The organism is Mesorhizobium sp. LSHC420B00 (assembly GCF_000503055.1).
GTDB lineage: Bacteria > Pseudomonadota > Alphaproteobacteria > Rhizobiales > Rhizobiaceae > Mesorhizobium.
Genome location: NZ_AYVY01000015.1, coordinates 52,635 through 70,598, shown reverse-complemented (window position 1 = coordinate 70,598; position 17,964 = coordinate 52,635). Strand labels below are relative to the sequence as shown.

Annotated in this window: 12 protein-coding genes; 2 read left to right on the top strand and 10 right to left on the bottom strand. The window is 63.3% G+C overall.

Annotated features, from left to right (window positions below; translation table 11 throughout):
• Window positions 1–2 precede the first annotated feature (2 nt).
• The 9 genes from X760_RS60005 to X760_RS59965 all read right to left on the bottom strand — a co-directional run bounded on the left by X760_RS60005 (window position 3) and on the right by X760_RS59965 (window position 14,643).
• Entirely contained in the window at window positions 3–3,374 is a 3,372-nt protein-coding gene (locus X760_RS60005) for a transglutaminase family protein (protein ID WP_023720245.1), read from the bottom strand.
• Window positions 3,375–3,824: 450 nt separating this feature from the next.
• Window positions 3,825–5,015: an acyl-CoA dehydrogenase gene (locus X760_RS60000; RefSeq protein WP_023720243.1), complete on the bottom strand. Its 1,191-nt coding sequence runs from the start codon at window positions 5,013–5,015 to the stop codon at window positions 3,825–3,827.
• Window positions 5,016–5,253: 238 nt separating this feature from the next.
• A complete protein-coding gene (locus X760_RS59995) occupies window positions 5,254–7,566 on the bottom strand; it encodes a Tex family protein (RefSeq protein ID WP_023720242.1) in 2,313 nt (770 codons plus the stop codon).
• 120 nt (window positions 7,567–7,686) lie between these two features.
• Complete coding sequence (locus X760_RS59990; protein WP_023720241.1) at window positions 7,687–8,868, bottom strand: serine hydrolase; 1,182 nt, start codon at window positions 8,866–8,868, stop codon at window positions 7,687–7,689.
• Between the two features lie 103 nt (window positions 8,869–8,971).
• Entirely contained in the window at window positions 8,972–10,006 is a 1,035-nt protein-coding gene (locus X760_RS59985) for an extracellular solute-binding protein (protein WP_023720240.1), read from the bottom strand.
• A gap of 22 nt (window positions 10,007–10,028) precedes the next feature.
• Complete coding sequence (locus X760_RS59980) at window positions 10,029–10,829, bottom strand: ABC transporter permease (protein WP_023720239.1); 801 nt, start codon at window positions 10,827–10,829, stop codon at window positions 10,029–10,031.
• Entirely contained in the window at window positions 10,822–11,742 is a 921-nt protein-coding gene (locus X760_RS59975; protein WP_023720238.1) for an ABC transporter permease, read from the bottom strand. Before X760_RS59975 ends, X760_RS59980 begins: the two co-directional genes overlap by 8 nt.
• Window positions 11,742–12,836 (bottom strand): ABC transporter ATP-binding protein, encoded by a 1,095-nt coding sequence (locus X760_RS59970; protein WP_023720237.1) that lies wholly within the window; start codon window positions 12,834–12,836, stop codon window positions 11,742–11,744. Before X760_RS59970 ends, X760_RS59975 begins: the two co-directional genes overlap by 1 nt.
• 139 nt (window positions 12,837–12,975) lie before the next feature.
• Entirely contained in the window at window positions 12,976–14,643 is a 1,668-nt protein-coding gene (locus tag X760_RS59965) for an amidohydrolase (protein WP_023720235.1), read from the bottom strand.
• 141 nt (window positions 14,644–14,784) lie between these two features.
• On the opposite strand from X760_RS59965, the gene X760_RS59960 reads away from it, so the two are divergent.
• The gene (locus tag X760_RS59960; RefSeq protein ID WP_023720234.1) at window positions 14,785–15,816 is read left to right on the top strand and encodes a histone deacetylase family protein; all 1,032 of its coding nucleotides are present in this window, start codon (window positions 14,785–14,787) and stop codon (window positions 15,814–15,816) included.
• 21 nt (window positions 15,817–15,837) lie between these two features.
• Here the strand turns inward: X760_RS59960 and X760_RS59955 are convergent, their stop codons facing one another.
• Complete coding sequence (locus X760_RS59955) at window positions 15,838–17,025, bottom strand: TMEM43 family protein (protein WP_023720233.1); 1,188 nt, start codon at window positions 17,023–17,025, stop codon at window positions 15,838–15,840.
• Window positions 17,026–17,549: 524 nt separating this feature from the next.
• Between X760_RS59955 and flaF the strand changes: the two genes are divergently transcribed.
• A complete protein-coding gene (gene flaF / locus X760_RS59950) occupies window positions 17,550–17,885 on the top strand; it encodes a flagellar biosynthesis regulator FlaF (RefSeq protein WP_023720232.1) in 336 nt (111 codons plus the stop codon).
• The last annotated feature ends 79 nt before the right edge of the window (window positions 17,886–17,964 follow it).

The window sequence follows — 17,964 nt, the reverse complement described above, 5'->3', positions numbered from 1 at the left end:
GATCAGAGTCTTTGCGGCCGCCGAAGGTCAAGGGTCATCGGGAAATCTTCAGAGGCTTCTTCGTTGCGCAGCACATAGCCGGACGGAGTATGGCCACGCGGCTCGAAGCGGGCGAGCCGCCGCGCCTCCGCTTCATTGCCGTTGACCGGGAACGTGTCGTAGCTGCGCCCGCCGGGATGTGCCACATGGTAGACGCAACCGCCAACCGCGCGGCCCGACCAGCGGTCATAGATATCGAAGACCAGCGGCGTGTTGACCGGCAGCGCCGGATGCAGGCCCGACGCCGGCTGCCAGGCCTTGAAGCGAACGCCGGCCACCGCGATCTCGCGGTTGTCGGTCACCTTCATCGGCACCCGGCGGCCGTTGCAGACGACGGCGTGACGTTCCGGGTTGAGCCCCTCGGTCTTCACCTGCAGCCGTTCGACGGAGGAATCGACAAAGCGCACCGTGCCGCCGATCGCGCCTTGCTCGCCCATCACATGCCAAGGCTCCAGTGCTTGCCTGAGCTCCAGCTTGATGCCGGCATGCTGGACCTCGCCGCAGAACGGAAAGCGGAATTCGAGCTGGGCGTCGAACCATTCCGGACGGAACGCAAAGCCGTTCAGCTTGAGGTCGTCCAGCACATCGAGAAAATCCGCCCAGACATAGTGCGGCAGCATGAAACGGTCGTGCAGCGAGGTGCCCCAGCGTACGAAGCGGCCGTCGAGCGGGTTCTTCCAGGCCCGGGCGATGATGGCGCGCACCAGCAATTGCTGCGCCAGGCTCATGCGCGCGTTGGGCGGCATCTCGAAGCCGCGGAATTCGACCAGCCCCAGCCGGCCGGTCGGCCCGTCCGGCGAAAACAGCTTGTCGATACAGATTTCGGAGCGATGCGTATTGCCCGTCACGTCGGTCAGGAGGTTGCGGAACAGCCGGTCGACCAGCCACGGCAGGGGTGCCGCGCCCTTGTCCGGATGTGGCACCTGCGCCATCGCGATATCGAGTTCGTAGAGCGAATCGTGTCGTGCCTCGTCGAAGCGCGGCGCCTGGCTGGTCGGGCCGATGAACAGGCCGGAGAACAGATAGGACAGCGATGGATGCCGCTGCCATTGCAAAACAAGGCTCTTCAACAGGTCGGGGCGGCGCAGGAACGGACTGTCATTGGGCGTGGCGCCGCCGACGACGACGTGGTTGCCGCCGCCGGTGCCGGTGTGGCGGCCGTCGATCATGAACTTGTCGGCGCCAAGCCGCGTCTGCCGCGCCTCTTCGTAGATCGCCGTGGTCGTCGCCACGCAATCCTGCCAATTCGCGGCGGGGTGGATATTGACCTCGATGACGCCGGGATCGGGTGCGACACGGATGACATTGAGGCGCGGATCGTGTGGCGGGCCGTAGCCCTCGATATGCACCGGCAGTCCGATCGCCCTTGCCGCGTTCTCAGCCGCCGCGACCAGTTCGAGATAATCCTCCAGCGCCTCGACCGGCGGCATGAACACACAAAGCCGTCCGTCGCGCGGCTCGACCGAAAGCGCTGTGCGCACGGCGCCGCCGATCTCGGTAATCTCCTGTTCGACGCGGTCTTGCTGGCCGGTAACGGCCGTGAAGGAGACCGCCTGCTGGCGTCGCGCCATTTCGTCGGCGCCTTCCAGTTCGGCCGGAGCGGGCGAAGAAGCAGCACCGGGCAAGATCGCCTCACGCGCCGGCAATGGTCCGCGCGGCAGCGATGGATCGACCGGTACGATATAGGGGAACTGCGCCGGCGGCACATAAGGCAGCGTGCCGAGCGGCAGGCGGTAGCCGACCGGCGAATCGCCGGGCACCAGGAACAGCCTGCCGCGCCGCGTCTTCCACTTCTCCGAGCGCCAGCGCGGTCCGGAAGCCTGGCTGTTCCAGCGCTGGACGGGCAGCACGTAGCCCGACGGCTTGGTCAGCCCGCGTTCGAACACCCGCGCCATGCGGCTGCGCTCCTCCGGGTCCTCCAGCTTCGAATTGGAGGGATCGACATTGTCCGGCAGCTTGCCTTCTTTGAGCAGCCATTCGGCCGGATCCTCATAGGCTTCGCTGACCATCGTCTTGTCGATGCCGAGTTCGTCGGCAATCGCGGTCAGCAGGCTCTCGGCCTGCTTCGGTCCGGCATCCGCCTCGCTCTTTTCATGTGCGATCAGTGACGGATCGCTCCACACCGGCTCGCCGTCGGTGCGCCAGTAAAGCGAGAACGTCCAGCGCGGCAGGCTTTCGCCGGGGTACCATTTGCCCTGTCCGTAATGCAGGAAGCCGCCCGGCGCGAAGCGTTCGCGCAGCCGGCGGATCAGCGCATCGGCCTTTTCGCGTTTTGTTGGCCCGACGGCGGCGGTGTTCCACTCGGCCGCCTCGAAATCGTCGATTGAGACGAAGGTCGGCTCGCCGCCCATGGTCAGCCGCACGTCGCCGGCCTGGAGTGCTGCATCGACCTCGACGCCCAGCGCGTCGAGCGCCTGCCAGCTCTCGTCGGAGAACGGCTTGGTGATGCGCGGATGTTCGGCGATGCGGTCGACCCGCATGTCGAAGCCGAATTCGACATTGGCGAAGCTCGCCATGCCGGAGATCGGCGCGGCATTGCGGAAATGCGGCGTTGCCGCGAGCGGCACATGGCTTTCGCCGGTGAGCAGGCCGGAGGTCGGGTCGAAGCCGATCCAGCCGGCGCCCGGCAGATACACCTCGCACCAGGCATGGAGGTCAGTGAAATCGGTCGCCGTGCCAGGCGGTCCGTCGAGCGCGACGAGGTCAGGCTTCAGCTGGATCAGATAGCCGGAAACGAAGCGCGCGGCGATGCCGAGGTTCCTCAATATCTGCACCAGGAGCCAGCTCGAATCGCGGCACGACCCCTTGCCGGCGGCCAGCGTTTCCTCGGGCGAGAAGACGCCGGTTTCCATGCGCACGATATAGGCGATCTCGCGCTGCAGGCGCGCATTGAGGTCGACGACAAAATTGACGGTGTTGGTCGGGTGGCGCGCGATGGTTTTCAGGAATGCTTCCAACAGCGGCCCTGCCGGTTCCGGCGTTCGGTAGATGGTCAGATCGTCCCTGATCTCTTCCGGGTATTCGAACGGAAACGTCTCGGCCGACGGCTCGACGAAGAAATCGAATGGATTGTAGACCGTCATGTCGGCAACGAGGTCGACCTCGATCTTCAGTTCCGTCACCGGTTCGGGAAAGACAAAGCGGGCAAGGAAATTGCCGTAAGGGTCCTGCTGCAGATTGACGAAGTGATTTGCCGGCCCGACCCTCAGCGAATGGCTGAGCACCTTGGTGCGGGAATGCGGCGCAGGCTGCAACCTTATGACTTGCGGGCCCAATACGACCGGCCGGTCGTATTTGTAGTGGGTCAGGTGATAGACGGCTGCCAGAATTGCCATGGTGCCCCTGAAGTCGGCGTTTCAAAAGGAGTTCGCTGAACCCTGACACGAATGCTGACCATTCTCCAAGCAGAGATGTTGCGCTGCACCTAAATTAAGCAGCTTTCATCGCTTCACGAAACGGAGCGCCGACCCTGGGATTCCGCAGCGTTGCGGCAAAACGATACAACGGTGCAGAGCCGACGGCCGGCGGGTCAGCACCGGGCGCTGTCCCGCCGATATCGATGATCGGCAGCACGCGCGATGCGTGGTCCAAAAGAGCTGAAAAGAAAACCCGCCTCGGTGGGCGGGTCGCCGGTGCCAATTAGCACCATAACCAAATTAGTAGCATAGCTGCCGGCACAAAGCAAGAACAAAATGTGGCACTGTCGGCGAAAATTGCCGATCTGCCGCTTTGCGAGGGAAGATGCGAAGCAGTGGCGTCCTGGAAGCGGAGGACATCTGCCAATGCTAAAAGAACGCCTGCAACCCGGTCTGCGCCCGTCCGAGGATCAGCGCATGCACATCATGCGTGCCCTCATAGGTGTTGACCGTTTCCAGGTTCTGGGCGTGGCGCATGACGTGGTAGCCGATCTGGATGCCATTGCCGCCATGCATGTCGCGGGCCTGGCGGGCGATGTCGAGCGCCTTGCCGCAATTGTTGCGCTTGACGAGTGAGATCATCTCCGGCGCCATCTTGCCTTCATCCATCAGCCGCCCGACGCGCAGGCTGCCCTGCAGGCCGAGCGCGATCTCGGTCTGCATGTCGGCGAGCTTCTTCTGGAAAAGCTGCGTGCCGGCCAGCGGCTTGCCGAACTGCTTGCGGTCGAGGCCATACTGGCGGGCGCGGTGCCAGCAATCCTCCGCCGCGCCCATGGCGCCCCAGGAGATGCCGTAGCGCGCGCGGTTGAGGCAGCCGAACGGCCCCTTCAAGCCCGAGACATTGGGCAGCAGCGCGTCCTCGCCGACTTCGACGCCTTCCATCACCACTTCGCCGGTGATCGACGCTCGCAGCGACAGCTTGCCGCCGATCTTCGGCGCCGACAGCCCGTTCATGCCCTTTTCCAGGACAAAGCCGCGAATCTCGTTGTCATGCGCGGCCGATTTTGCCCAGACGACGAACACGTCGGCGATCGGGGCGTTGGAAATCCACATCTTCGAGCCGGAGATCCTGTAGCCGCTCGCAGTCTTCTCGGCCCGCGTCTTCATGCCGCCCGGGTCGGAACCGGCATCCGGCTCGGTCAGGCCGAAGCAGCCGATCCATTCGCCCGACGCCAGCTTCGGCAGGTATTTCTTGCGCTGCTCTTCCGAGCCATAGGCATGGATCGGATACATCACCAGCGACGACTGCACGCTCATCATCGAGCGATAGCCGGAATCGACGCGTTCGACCTCGCGCGCCACCAGCCCGTAGGTGACGTAGTTGGCGCCGAGCCCGCCATATTCCTCGGGGATGGTGATGCCGAGCAGACCGGCCTCGCCCATTTCGCGAAAGATCCCGGCGTCGGTCTTCTCCTCGAGATAGGCTTCCTCGATCTTCGGAGCGAGCTTGTCGGCGGCAAACGCCGCGGCGCCATCACGCACCATGCGCTCGTCTTCCGAAAGCTGGTCCTCGATCAGGAAAGGATCGTCCCAGACGAATGCATTCTTATCGGCGGCCATGGCTCTCGGTCTCCCAAACTCATGCATGTCGCCCAAAGCTTGCCCACGGGCCTGACCCGAGGGTGTTCGGCAGCTTGGGGATAACGACATGCATCAAACAGAAATCTTGAAACGCGCGGCTTATCGGCTTCCGTCCCCAAAAAATCAAACGAAATAGCTTCGCCGATCCATGAGCATTGGTGATGGATCATCAATGTCGAGCGCCGCCGTATGACCTGCCACAGCCCGGCTCGCGAAATTACTTCCGCTTCAACGCATCGGCCAAAGCGGCGCCGAACGCGCCCTGCTGCGCCGGCCGCTCCGGCTGGCGTTGGGGCGTGGGCGCGCGCGGCACCGGCCTGTTGCCATTGTCGCGCGGCTTCGGTGCGCCACCGTCGCCGTCCTTGCGCATCGACAGGCCGATGCGCTTGCGCTTAATATCGACGTCGACGACACGCACCTTGACCACGTCGCCGGCCTTGACCACCTCGTGCGCGTCCTTGATGAAACGGTCGGCCAGTTGCGAGACGTGCACCAATCCGTCCTGGTGCACGCCGATATCGACAAAGGCGCCGAAGGCCGCGACATTGGTGACGGTGCCTTCAAGCTGCATGCCGGGCTTCAGATCCTTGATGTCGTCGATGCCGTCGGCAAAGGTCGCGGTCTTGAAGCCGGGGCGCGGATCGCGGCCGGGCTTTTCCAGCTCCGACAGGATATCGCGCACCGTCGGCAGGCCGAAGCGCTCGTCGACGAAGACGCGCGGATCGAGTGCCTTGAGTGCGGCGCTGTCGCCCATCAGCGAGCGAACGTCGCGCCCGCAGGCCGCAACGATCTTCTTGGCCACGCCATAGGCTTCCGGATGCACCGCCGAGGCATCGAGCGGTTCGGTGCCGTTCGCAATGCGCAGGAAGCCGGCGCATTGCTCGAACGCGCGGGGTCCAAGGCGGGACACCTTCAACAGTTCGCGGCGGCTGGCGAACGGGCCGGTCGCATCGCGATGCGCAACGATCGCTTCGGCCAGCGATGCGCCGAGACCCGAAACCCGCGCCAGAAGCGGCGCCGACGCCGTGTTGAGATCGACGCCGACGGCATTGACCGCATCCTCGACCACCGCCTCAAGCGAGCGGCCGAGGCGGTACTGGTCGACATCGTGCTGGTACTGGCCGACGCCTATCGACTTCGGCTCGATCTTGACCAGTTCGGCGAGCGGATCCTGCAGGCGCCGCGCGATCGACACCGCCCCGCGCAGCGACACGTCGAGGCCGGGAAATTCCGCCGCCGCCGTTGCCGACGCCGAATAGACCGAGGCGCCGGCCTCGCTGACGATCACCTTGAGCGGCTTCGGCCCGGACCCGGCCGGCATATCAGCCAGCATGTCGGCCACCAGCCTTTCGGTCTCGCGGCTGCCAGTGCCGTTGCCGATCGAAATCAGCTCGACCTTGTGCAGCCGGATGAGCTTCGCCAGTTCGGCCTGCGTGCCGCGGACATCGTTCTTCGGCGGGAACGGATAGACCGTCGTCGTCGCCAGCAGCTTGCCGGTGCCGTCCACCACCGCCACCTTGACGCCGGTGCGAATGCCCGGGTCGAGGCCCATCGTGGCGCGCGAACCGGCGGGGGCTGCGAGAAGCAAATCCTTCAGATTGCGGGCGAACACATGGATCGCCTCCTCCTCGGCTCGCTCGCGCAAGTCCCGCATCAGATCGAGCGTCAGGTGCAGCGACAGCTTTATGCGCCAGGTCCAGCCGGCGACCTCCATCAGCCAGCGATCGCCTGGCAACTGGCGGCCGATGGCGTAGGCGTCGGCGATCATCCGCTCGACCGGTTTCACCGGCGAGGCATCGTCGGCATCGACCTCGATATCGAGCGACAGAACCTCCTCGTTGCGGCCGCGCAGCATGGCCAGCGCGCGATGGCTGGGCACGTTGGCCCAGCGCTCGACATGGTCGAAATAGTCGGAGAATTTCGCGCCCGCCTCCTGCTTGCCGTCGACGACGCGCGAGCGCAGGAAGGCGCGTTCCTTCATGTAGGCACGGAGCTTGCCGACCAGGTCGGCATTCTCGGCGAACTGTTCGGACAGGATATCGCGCGCACCTTCGAGCGCTGCCTTGGCGTCGGCCACCTCCTCCTCGACATAAGCCTGCGCCAATTCGGCCGGCACGGCCGTACGGTCAGCGAGAATGGCCTCGGCCAGCGGTCCCAGTCCGCGCTCGCGTGCGATCTCGGCCTTGGTCCGGCGCTTCGGCTTGTAAGGCAGGTAGATGTCTTCGAGCTCGGCCTTTGTGATGGCCGCAGCGATCTTTGCCTCAAGCTCTTCCGTTAGCTTGCCCTGCTCGCGGATCGAACCAACGATGGTGTCGCGGCGCGCGTCGAGCTCGCGCAGATAGGCGAGCCGCTCGGCGAGGTCGCGCAACTGCGTGTCGTCGAGGCCGCCGGTGACCTCCTTGCGGTAGCGGGCAACGAACGGCACGGTCGCACCGTCGTCGAGCAAGCCCATCGCCGCCGCGGCCTGTTCGGGCCGGGCGCCGATCTCGGCGGCTATGATGGTTGCGATGCGCTTGATGTCGGATGCCATGTCGATCCTGCTGTTTGTCGAAAAGAGACGCGACCATAGGCGCAGAGCACCGATGCGCCAACCGCGCCATTTTCAACCCGGCGAGAGGTCCACAGGAAAGGCGCGGCTGTCTGGATCGGATCAGACCATCCGGCTCAGCGCCTCGAAGAAAGAAAGAATATCCAGATCGAGCGGATCGTCGACCGGTACCGGCTGCGACGACATCTTTGCGATTACCATTTCGGCCTTCGGACTGACGTACAGCCACTGGCCGTGGATGCCGATGCCGCAGAAGGCGCCGCTTGCCGCGCCCGTCTGGTACCATTTGTTGCGATAGCGGCCACGCGGAAACAGGAACGCCATCGTGCCGCGTTGCCAAGCCTCGGCGTCACCGCCAGTTTCGGTCGTGTCGCGCACCCAGCTCTCCGGCACGATACGGCAGCCATTGGCCATGCCGCCTTGCCGCATCATCTCGCCGACCCGGGCGAGGTCGCGCGGCGTCACCGAAATGCCGCCGGCCGTACGCGCCGTGCCTTCCATGTCCACGGTTACCGAAGCTTCGCTGACAGCGCCGAGCGGCTCCCATAATTTCTCGCGCATCAGATCGGCGAAGCGCCGGCCCGACGCACGTTCGAGCAGGATGCCGAGCAGGTCGGAATTGGGCGAACGGTAGCGGAACGTCCGGCCATGCGGCTCGGCCAGGCCCTGCAGCGTCATGAGGAAAGTGGCCAGGCTCTCGGTGCCCCCGCCTGGATTCCACAGCATGGCGCGGCGATAGCGGGCGAAGGCGCTTTCCGGATCGAGATAGGCCTCTTCGAAGTCGAGGCTGACACTCATGTCGAGCACGTGCCGCACACTCGCATCGCCATAGGCCGAGCCGGCAGCTTCGGGCAGATAGCGGCTTACCGGAGCCTGCGGATCGAAAATCCCCTCGCCTGCCAATATCCTGGCAACAATCGCGGTCAGCGACTTGCTGATCGAAAAGACGATGTGGCGCGCCCCGAATTCCATATGCGGTGCGAACCAGTCGCCAACGAATTTGCCGCTTTTCATGATCGTCAGCGCGTCGGTATCGGAGCGCTTGAGAAAAGCTGCGACAGTCTCCGCGCCGCCTGCAAGAGCGACCTTTTCACCAAGTAGCTCGCCGAAATCCCGCGCCGGCGCCTCGCTGCTGCCCGGCTTTGCCGCCACGGCAGCGCTCGGCACCAGCTCGCCGGCATTCTGGAACGACCACCGGCTGAACGGGCTTTCCCGCCAATTGCCGAGCAGCACCTGGTTTCGGGCAAAGCCATATCTGGTTTCGAACGCGGTCTTGCCGGCCATTGGCGCTTCCTTCGGTCTTTGGGTTCTGGGCGAGCGCCGCGGCGATGGCGTGTACGGCCGATCGCCGGAAAAACCCGGCGGCAATGCCGCCGGGTGGGCCGGGTTACTTCTGCAATTCGGTCCAGATTTTGCTGTAGATGTCCTGCACCTCCGGGGAACACAGTCTCTGCAGCTCGCCACGCGCTTTGACGGCTTCCGGGACAATGACCTCCGGCGCGTCCTTCATGTCGGCCGGCATGTACTTGTCCGAACCGGCAATGCCGTTGGCATAGCGGTGGAAAGCCGACAGGCCGGCGGCGTTCTCCGGATCCATGATGAAGTTCTGGAACAGCTTGGCGTTCTCGACGTTCTTGGCTTCCTTCAGGACCATGACATTGTCGCTCCAGAGACCAAAACCTTCGTTGGGATAGAAATAGTGGATCTTGGGGTTCGCCAGCCGCTGGCGCAGAGCCGAGCCGTTCCAGTCGCTTGTCGCCTTGAAATCGCCTGCGCCCATCTTCTCGATTGTGTTGTATTCCATAGCAATCCAGTTCGGCTTGGCCGCGACAAGCGTGTCACGCACCTTCTTCAGCGTTTCCTTGTCGCTGGCGCATTGCGCGGCGCCGACATATTTGGTCGCCGCGAACATGACATCGTTCATTTCCGGCACGACGTTGACCTTGCCCTTCAGTTCGTCGGGCGTGTTGAAGATGATGCCCCAACTGTTCGACGGCCCGCTGTAGACATCGGTGTTCACCACGATGCCTACGGTGCCCCAGGCCCACGGCACGGAATATTTGCGGCCGGGATCGAAATCGGGATTGGCCCATTCCGGCGCCACATTCTTGAAATTCTCCATCTTGCCCGGATCGGTTTCCTGGACGAGGCCTTCCTTGATCCAGATCGGCACGAAGGTTTGTGAGGGTACCGCGATGTCGAAGCCGGTGCCGCCCTGGCGAACCTTGGCCAGTGCCGTGTCGTTGGAATCGTAGTCGGTGATGGTCACCTTGACGTTGTATTTTTGCTCGAACTTCTTGATCACGTCGGGGCTGGTGTAGTTGCCCCAATTGTAGATGTTCAATTCGCCGTCGGCGCGAGCCAGGCTCGTCGAGGCGAGCAATGCCAACCCGATGGCGGTCGCTGTTGTCTTCCAGTTCATGTTCTAACTCCCATTTTCATGCTCAGTCCCGTTTCCTGCTGATGAAGAAAAACAACGTCACGATGGCGACCGACAAGAGCAGGAACACGGTCGAAATCGCGTTGATTTCAGGCGTTATGCCTCGGCGTATCTGGCCGAGCATGTAGGTTGGCAACGTGTCCTGGCCGCCGGATTTCACGAACTCGGTGATGACGACATCGTCGAGCGAGATGACGAAGGCCAGCATCAGTCCGGCGAGGATGCCGGGCCACAGCAGCGGCAACGTGATGCGACGGAACGTCCGCCACGGCGTCGCATAGAGATCGGCGGCAGCGCGCTCCAGCGTCAGGTCCATGTTCTCCAGCCGCGCCCGGATCGGCAGATAGGCAAAGGGAATGCAAAAGGCCGTATGCGCGGCGATTAGATAGCCGAGACCCGAATAGCCGGTGAATATCTTTATGCGCGAAAAAAAGATCAGCAGCGCCACGCCGGTGACGATCTCCGGCACCATCAGCGGTTGGTTGATCGCCGCATATTTGAAAGTCAGGCCCGGATAGGCTGCCGTGCGCGTTGTCGCGAGCGCCGCCATGGTCGCCGCGATGGTCGCAAGGGTTGCCGCGATGGCGCCGATCTGGAAGGAACGCAGCGTGGCGTCGATCACCTGCGTATTCTGCCAAGCCGACTGGAACCATTTGAGCGAGAAACCGCCCCATTCGGAGGTCGAAGTCGCGGCATTGAAGGCATAGACGACGAGTATGACGATGGGCAGATAGAGCACGACGAAACAGGTCGCGGCGATCGCGGTGAATCCTGGCTGATGCTTGATTGCGAAGCTTCTAGCCATGGCGCATCTCTGAGCGGCCGGCGTTACGCACATAGGCAAGCAGCGCCACCATGACGATGATCATGACGGCGATCGACAGGGCCGAGCCAAGCGGCCAGTTGCGGCCTTGCCCGAACTGCATCTCGATCAGGTTGGAGAGCATCATGGTCTTGCCGCCGCCGAGCAAGATGGGCGTGACATAGGCGCCGAGCGCTGGAATGAAGACGAGGATCGAGCCAGCGATCACGCCGGGCTTGACCAGCGGGAAAATGATGCGTCTGAGCACCTGAAAGCGTGTCGCATAAAGATCGTAGCCGGCCTCGACCAGCCGGAAATCGAGCTTCTCCATGCTGGCATAGATCGGCAGCACCATTAGCGGGAGATAGACATAGGCCATCCCGATAAGGATCGCTGTGTCGGTGAAGAGTATCTGGATCGGCGCGGAAATGATGCCGAGCTTGAGCAGCACTGTGTTGATCAGACCTTCGTTGCGGATGATCTGCAGCACGGCGAACGTTCGGATCAGCAAGTTGGTCCAGAACGGTATGGTGATCAGGAACAGCCAGAGATCGCGCGTCTTCTCGCTGCGCGTCGCCATGAAATAGGCGGTGGGAAAACCAAGCGCCAAGGTGGCGAGCGTGGTCACGATGGCAAGCTTGATCGAGCGCCAGAAAATGGTGACGTGGGCGGCGGCAACCGACAGCGTGTCGTCAAAGATGTCGCGTTCCATGAACACCGAAATCCAGGCCTCCGGCGAAAATTGCCACTTCACGTCGCCATAAGGACCCGGCGTCAGGAGCGAATAGACCAGCACGATCAGCAATGGGCCGGTCGCTGCCAGGAAGATGATCAGCAGGGCCGGCGCCGACAGCAGCCAGCGGTCGCGGATGTCGCGCCGTTCGGCCGCCTTGGCGACTTCTTCCGCGCTCGCCATCAATCCCTCAGCACTTGCGCGGCGTCGTTGCCGATCGAGACGCCGACCTTGTCGCCCCGCTCGAAACCGCAGCCTGCGCTGCGCGTGTTCTGCTGGCGCACGGTGAAGGCTTCGCCGCTGTCCAGTTGGACATGAATATGCGTGTCGGTGCCGAAATAGACGATGTTTTCGACGGTTCCGGAAAGATCGCCCTTGCCGCCGGTCAGCTTTGCGTGTTCCGGCCTGACCACCAGGGTGGCATTCGCCTTCGGCTGGAAGCCCTCAGCCACGGTCGCGTCGATCGTCACGCCTGATTTAAGTGTCGCGCGAGCCTTGCCGTTGCCGATGCCGGTAATGGCTGCGGTCAGGAAATTGGTTTCGCCGATGAAGTCGGCGACGAAGCGCTCGGCCGGCCTGTCATAGATGTCCCAGGGCGTGCCGACCTGCAGGATCTTGCCGGCCGACATCACCGCGATGCGGTCCGACATGGTCAGCGCTTCTTCCTGGTCATGGGTGACGAAGATGAAGGTGATGCCGGTCTGGTGCTGCAGCCGTTTCAGTTCGATCTGCATTTCCTTGCGCAGCTTGTAGTCGAGTGCCGACAACGGCTCGTCGAGCAACAGCACTTTTGGCTGCGGTGCCAGCGCGCGCGCCAGTGCCACGCGCTGCTGCTGGCCGCCGGAGATCTGGCTGGTGCGGCGGGCACTCAGCGCCTCCATCTTGACCAGCTTCAGCATCTCGGCGACGCGCGCCTTGATTTCGGTCTTCGGCTTGCCCAGCATCTCCAGGCCGAAGCCGATATTCTCGGCCACGGTCATGTGCGGGAACAGCGCGTAGGACTGGAACACGGTGTTGACTGGCCGCTTGAACGGCGGTAGCGGCGCGATGTCGTGCCCGTGCAGCAGGATTTCGCCTTCGCTGGGAAAATCGAAGCCGGCGATCAGCCGCAGCAGCGTCGTCTTTCCGCAGCCCGACGGCCCCAGCAGCGTGAAGAACTCGTTCTCGCGGATCGACACCGAAACCGTGTCGAGAGCGGCGACTTGGGCGTCCCCGGTACCGAACACCTTGCGGACGCCGCGGACCTCGATTGCACTCTTACCCGGTTGATCCGGCACGCATTACCCCATTTTCATGTCCGCTCTTGACGGCGGATCCAGTTCCCATTCGATTGTCAGCATATGCCGGTCGGCTTGGCAACCATGCATCTGGACCTCGGTTCAGAATGCAAGCTCCGTGCCATCGTCAGCGTCATCATCAACCCTGGTAAGTGATCTTGCCGCCGCAGATGGTGCTGACCGGATGCACCTTGTGTAGCAAACCCGGTTCAGTTGCCTCGATATCGGCCGACAGCACCACCAGATCGGCCAGATAGCCTGGTTTCAGCCGGCCTTTGCGGTGTTCCATGAATTCGGCATAGGCACCTTCGACCGTATAACCGGCAAGCGCCTCGATCAGCGAGAAGCTCTGGTCTGGATCGCCCTCTGCCCAAGGCTTGCGCAGCACCGCCGCCTGAATGCCCAGGATCGGGTCGACCCGCGACACCGGCCAGTCGGAAGCGAAGACGACATGCGCGCCCGCCTGTTTCAGTGTCCGCCAGGCATAGCTCAGCGGCCATCTTTCGCGGCCGATGCGCGAAAGCGTCGGCTCCAGCGGGAAGTCCATGGCGCCGGGCGGGTGCGGCGGCTGCATCGAGGCGATGACGCCGAGTTCGGCGAAGCGCGGCACGTCGGCGGCAGTGGTGACCTCGATGTGCTCGACCCGGTGCCGGCTGTCGCGCCTGCCGTTCTTCCGCTGCGCCGCCTCGTAACCGTCGAGAACCGCGCGCACCGCGCCGTCGCCGATCGAATGCACGGCGATCTGCAGGCCGCGCCGGTCGGCCTCCAGCGCCACCTCGGCGAAATGCTCGGGCGTAAACAGCGGCTCACCGCGCCAGCCCGGCCGGTCGGCATAGTCGTCGACCATGACCGCGGTCCAGCCTTCCAGCACGCCGTCGTAAAACATCTTGACCATGCCGGACGACAGCCATTCCGATTGGTAGGAGTTGGCCATGCTCGATGCCTTTTCCAGCACGTCGAGCGTCATGAAATTCTTGAAATGAAAAGGTATCTTGGTGCGGCAGAGCAGCCGCCCTTCCTGTTCCAGCCCGGCTAGCAGCTGGAGCTGGTAAAAATTGCCGTCCATGTTCTGGATCGAGGTGATGCCGTGGCGGGCGCACCATTCCAACCCGCGATGCATCAGGTCGCGATCGGCAGCGACTTCGGCGGCGGAAGGGTACGGCTCGGGCTCGCCGCCTGTCGCAAGGCCGAGCCGCACGCGGTTCTGCCCGGAAAGCTCGAGGATCGGCCCGAACGCCTCGCCCTCGCGCAATTCGCCCGCCGCTAGGCCATCCGCTCCCATGACGATCTCGTTGCCGGGACCGAGTTGCTTGCCGTGCAGGATGCCAGCCAGTTCCAGCGCCTTTGTGTTGGCCCACATCGTGTGGTGATCGGAAGCCGACATCGCGAACGGCCTGTCGGCGATGATGCGATCGAGATGATGGCGGGTGACCGGCTCTTCCTTGGAAAGGATAGTGTAGTCGACGCCGGCCCCCAGCAGCAATTTGGCGTTCGGCCGTGCCGCCGCGTAGGCGCGGATCGCGTCGCTCAGCGCATCGAAGCCATGCACGCCCTGAAGGTGCAGATTGTCGAGTTCGGCCGCGCCGCCGAAAAGATGCATATGCGCTTCGATAAAGCCCGGCACCACCGACCCGCCTTGCGCATCGATGACCTTCGTGGCCGGCCCTTTCAGCGCCTCGATCGTCCGGCGATCGCCAACCGCCAGGATATTGCCGTCCTTTATCGCCACCGCTTCGGCCGTCGGATTGCCTTCATCCATGGTCAGCACGCGGGCATTGGTGACGATCAGGTCGGCATTTGAACTCATGATTTCCCACGGTTTGGTTGCGCTGCCGGCAGGCTAGACGACCGGCTGCCGTGCCAGCAAGCCATGGCTGGTTGGCCCAGCGCCTTGTGAAGGGCCATGCAGGACGGTTAGGGTCGCCGCGTCTCACCACGGAAAGATTTCATGAAGACTGTTTTTTCGCCTCTCCATGCCGGCCATTCCGGCAATGTCGAACTGATCGCCGGCGCCATCGTGCCGGCTTTTGAAAAGCCCTCGCGCGCCGAGTTCATCAGGGCGCGGGTGGAGAGCGAAAAGCTCGGTCCGATCCTGTCACCGGAAAGTCACGACCTCGCCGCCGCCAAGAAGGTTCATGCCAGCGACTACATCGATTTCCTGCCGACCGTGTGGCCGCTCTGGGAAGCGTCGGGCCGCACCGGTTCGGCCATTCCCTTCACCTGGCCGACGCGCGGCCTGCGCGGCGACGTGCGCCCGAAAGGCATCGATGCGTTGCTCGGCTTCTACTCCTTCGACGGCGGCGCGACTTTTGTCAAAGGCACATGGGACGCGATCAAGTCGTCCTATGATGTCGCGCTGACAGCCGCCGCGCTGGTCAAGGCCGGTGAGCCTTCCGCCTTCGCGCTGTGCCGCCCGCCGGGGCACCATGCAGGGGCGGCCTTCATGGGCGGCTATTGCTTCATCAACAACGCCGCCGTCGTCGCGCAATGGTTTCGCGACCATGGCGCCGGGCGCGTTTCGATCCTCGACATCGACTATCACCACGGCAACGGCACCCAGGAGATATTCTATCGCCGCGGCGACGTGCAGGTGCTGAACCTGCATGGCGATCCGATGACCGAATATCCCTTCTTTCTCGGCCATGCCGACGAACGCGGCGAGGGCGACGGCGAAGGCTTCAACGACAATTATCCGATGCCCTTCGGCACCGGCTGGGACGTGTGGAACGCCTCACTCGAGGAGGCCTGCACGAGGCTTTCGGCTTATGCTCCTGACGTCGTCGCGGTTTCACTCGGCGTCGACACTTTCGAGAAGGACCCGATCAGCCAGTTCAAGCTGAAAACGGAAAACTATCCCAGAATCGGCCGCCGCATCGCCAGGCTCGGCCTGCCGACGCTGTTCGTCATGGAAGGCGGCTACGCCGTCGAGGAGATCGGCGTCAACGCCGTCGGCGTGCTGACCGGCTTCGAGGACCGCTAGAAGTGCCGCCGGTGCCTGCAATCATGTAGCGGCGCTCGGCGTGGCAAGCGGTGCGGCCTGCCCGCGCGAGCGGCCAAGATAATAGACCGCCGCCGCCGCGATGACGCCGGCGGCCAGGATGCCTGCCGCCAGCACCGGCCGGTACCAGAACCAGGCGATCGCCATCGTCGTCGTGCCGACCAGGATCGCCAGGAAAAAGGCAATGATGCCGGTGCCCATCCGCGCCACGCTGCCGAGCAAAGGAATAACGTCGAGGACGACGCCAATCGGGCTGAGCAGCAGGGCAAAGCCGATGGCCAACAGCAGCAGGCCGGCGGCGCGCAGCAGCCAGGTGATAAGCGTGTTCTGGTTGACCGCGTCGGCGAACATCTTTTCCGCCGGCACATTGCCGATGTCGACCATCAGCAACTGGTCGCCGGCCTTTGTCTGGTAGGGTTCGAACCCGCCCGCTGCCTGGCGCGCGACGACGCTGACCAGGCCGAGCGGCGCCAGCTCGTAGCCAATGCGATAGTCGCCCAGCGCCGGCGACGTGGTGTTGAAGCCGAAATAGATCTTTCCGTCGACGATGTTGACCCGCTTGGTGCCGGTATAGGCGGCATCGATGGTAGCCGACTGGTCCGGTGACAGTGAAAATTCCTTGTCGCCGCCGATCAGGTCCAGCACCGGCCGGTCGAGCGTGAAGGCACCGAGCTTGCCGTCCGGGATCTGGAACCTCTTGCTGTGTATCTCCATCGGCGGATTCTCATGGCCGTCCGGCTTCTTGAACTCCGACGAGTTGATCTGGCTGTCGTCCCACACTTTCGAATAGCTGTAGGTTGTCACCGTCTCCTCGCCGCCACCAAGCTTCTTCGTCGTCTCGGATTTCTGTTCTTCTTTCCACTGGTACATCTCGGTGCTGCGCGACAGCCGCAATCCTTGCGCCGAAATGCCAAAGTCCGGATCGGCAAGGCCGCCGCTCGCCGTCACCGCCCCGGTGACATGGACAAGCTTGCCTTCATTGCCAGCATCGATGCTATCGGTGCCAACCGAGATCACCGCGCCCGATCCCTCGGCCAGCGAACGCGCCGTCTGCACGGCGCGACCCTCGTTCCAGAACAGGCCGATCACCATCAGCACGATCAAGAGCAAGCCGAAAACGATCCCGCCGACCCCGCGCTTGATCCGCCCGAACCACGAGACGGACGTTATTTCCTGAATTGAATCGCCCATTGTTTCCCCCAATTCCCCAAAGCCAGTTTCACGAATCCGCGCTCTGTCGCGCAGTGGCATGCAACCGGCGTTACGCCAAACCGAGACAGACGCCCCATCCGTCCCGACAACAGGAGCCTATCGCAATCGACGAATTGCCGATACGGCACACTTGCAGTTGGATCCGACCGCCGCAAAGCACACGGGCGCTTCGAAAATGTACCCTCGGAGCGCCCCGACCGATGGAATTCGTTTCAGTCAAATCGCGTTTGATGTCGGATTCGTCTACGGTTAGATTGTAGCCGAATCAGCCGTTCCTCGGGGGCGCGGCGACCACCAAAACCTCATGTTCCGGAACCATTCCGGAGCCGGATTCGCGCTCCCTGCAACAGGTGCGATTTTGTGCGCGGCGTCGCGTGGTGGTGTCCCTGGTGAAGTGATGCGTATTCGGCAGCTGGCGATGCCAGCATCTGGATCAAATCTCGCAACTCGATCTGTTGAGTTTCCTGACCTGACAACGCCGACGGAGCGGTAGAGCAGCAACGATGTATCAATTCCCCCGAGCCGAAATGCAGACCGCTGCCGGGGCCAGGCATCGGCAGCTTCTTAGCCGTTCGATCCGCATGCTGTTGGCGGCGATGGCGGCTGGCCGCGATTCGCTGGAAGCGGCCGAGGCCCTGCATTTCACCAGTCGCGTCTGGACCGCCTTCGTCGAAGATCTCCGCTCTGGCGACAGCGCCCTGCCCACGGAGCTGCGCGCCAATCTCATCTCGATCGGTTTGTGGCTGCTGCGCGAAACCGAAGACATCCGCCAGGGCCGCACCGACAATTTCGAAGGCTTGATCGAAGTGGCGGCGATCGTCAGGGACGGCATGCAGTGAGCCCGCTATGGCGCGCGCGGACGGGCTCCGCGCTCGCTATCTTGTTGTTGGACCATGATCTTTCTCGAGAATGCGTTCG

Excerpts from the sequence above, each read along its gene's own strand:
- X760_RS59960 (WP_023720234.1), top strand. The coding sequence starts at position 14,785 with ATGAAGACTGTTTTTTCGCCTCTCCATGCCGGCCATTCCGGCAATGTC.
- X760_RS59980 (WP_023720239.1), bottom strand. The coding sequence starts at position 10,829 with ATGGCTAGAAGCTTCGCAATCAAGCATCAGCCAGGATTCACCGCGATC.
- X760_RS59985 (WP_023720240.1), bottom strand. The coding sequence starts at position 10,006 with ATGAACTGGAAGACAACAGCGACCGCCATCGGGTTGGCATTGCTCGCC.
- flaF (WP_023720232.1), top strand. The coding sequence starts at position 17,550 with ATGTATCAATTCCCCCGAGCCGAAATGCAGACCGCTGCCGGGGCCAGG.
- X760_RS59975 (WP_023720238.1), bottom strand. The coding sequence starts at position 11,742 with ATGGCGAGCGCGGAAGAAGTCGCCAAGGCGGCCGAACGGCGCGACATC.
- X760_RS59965 (WP_023720235.1), bottom strand. The coding sequence starts at position 14,643 with ATGAGTTCAAATGCCGACCTGATCGTCACCAATGCCCGCGTGCTGACC.
- X760_RS59990 (WP_023720241.1), bottom strand. The coding sequence starts at position 8,868 with ATGGCCGGCAAGACCGCGTTCGAAACCAGATATGGCTTTGCCCGAAAC.
- X760_RS60005 (WP_023720245.1), bottom strand. The coding sequence starts at position 3,374 with ATGGCAATTCTGGCAGCCGTCTATCACCTGACCCACTACAAATACGAC.
- X760_RS59955 (WP_023720233.1), bottom strand. The coding sequence starts at position 17,025 with ATGGGCGATTCAATTCAGGAAATAACGTCCGTCTCGTGGTTCGGGCGG.
- X760_RS60000 (WP_023720243.1), bottom strand. The coding sequence starts at position 5,015 with ATGGCCGCCGATAAGAATGCATTCGTCTGGGACGATCCTTTCCTGATC.
- X760_RS59995 (WP_023720242.1), bottom strand. The coding sequence starts at position 7,566 with ATGGCATCCGACATCAAGCGCATCGCAACCATCATAGCCGCCGAGATC.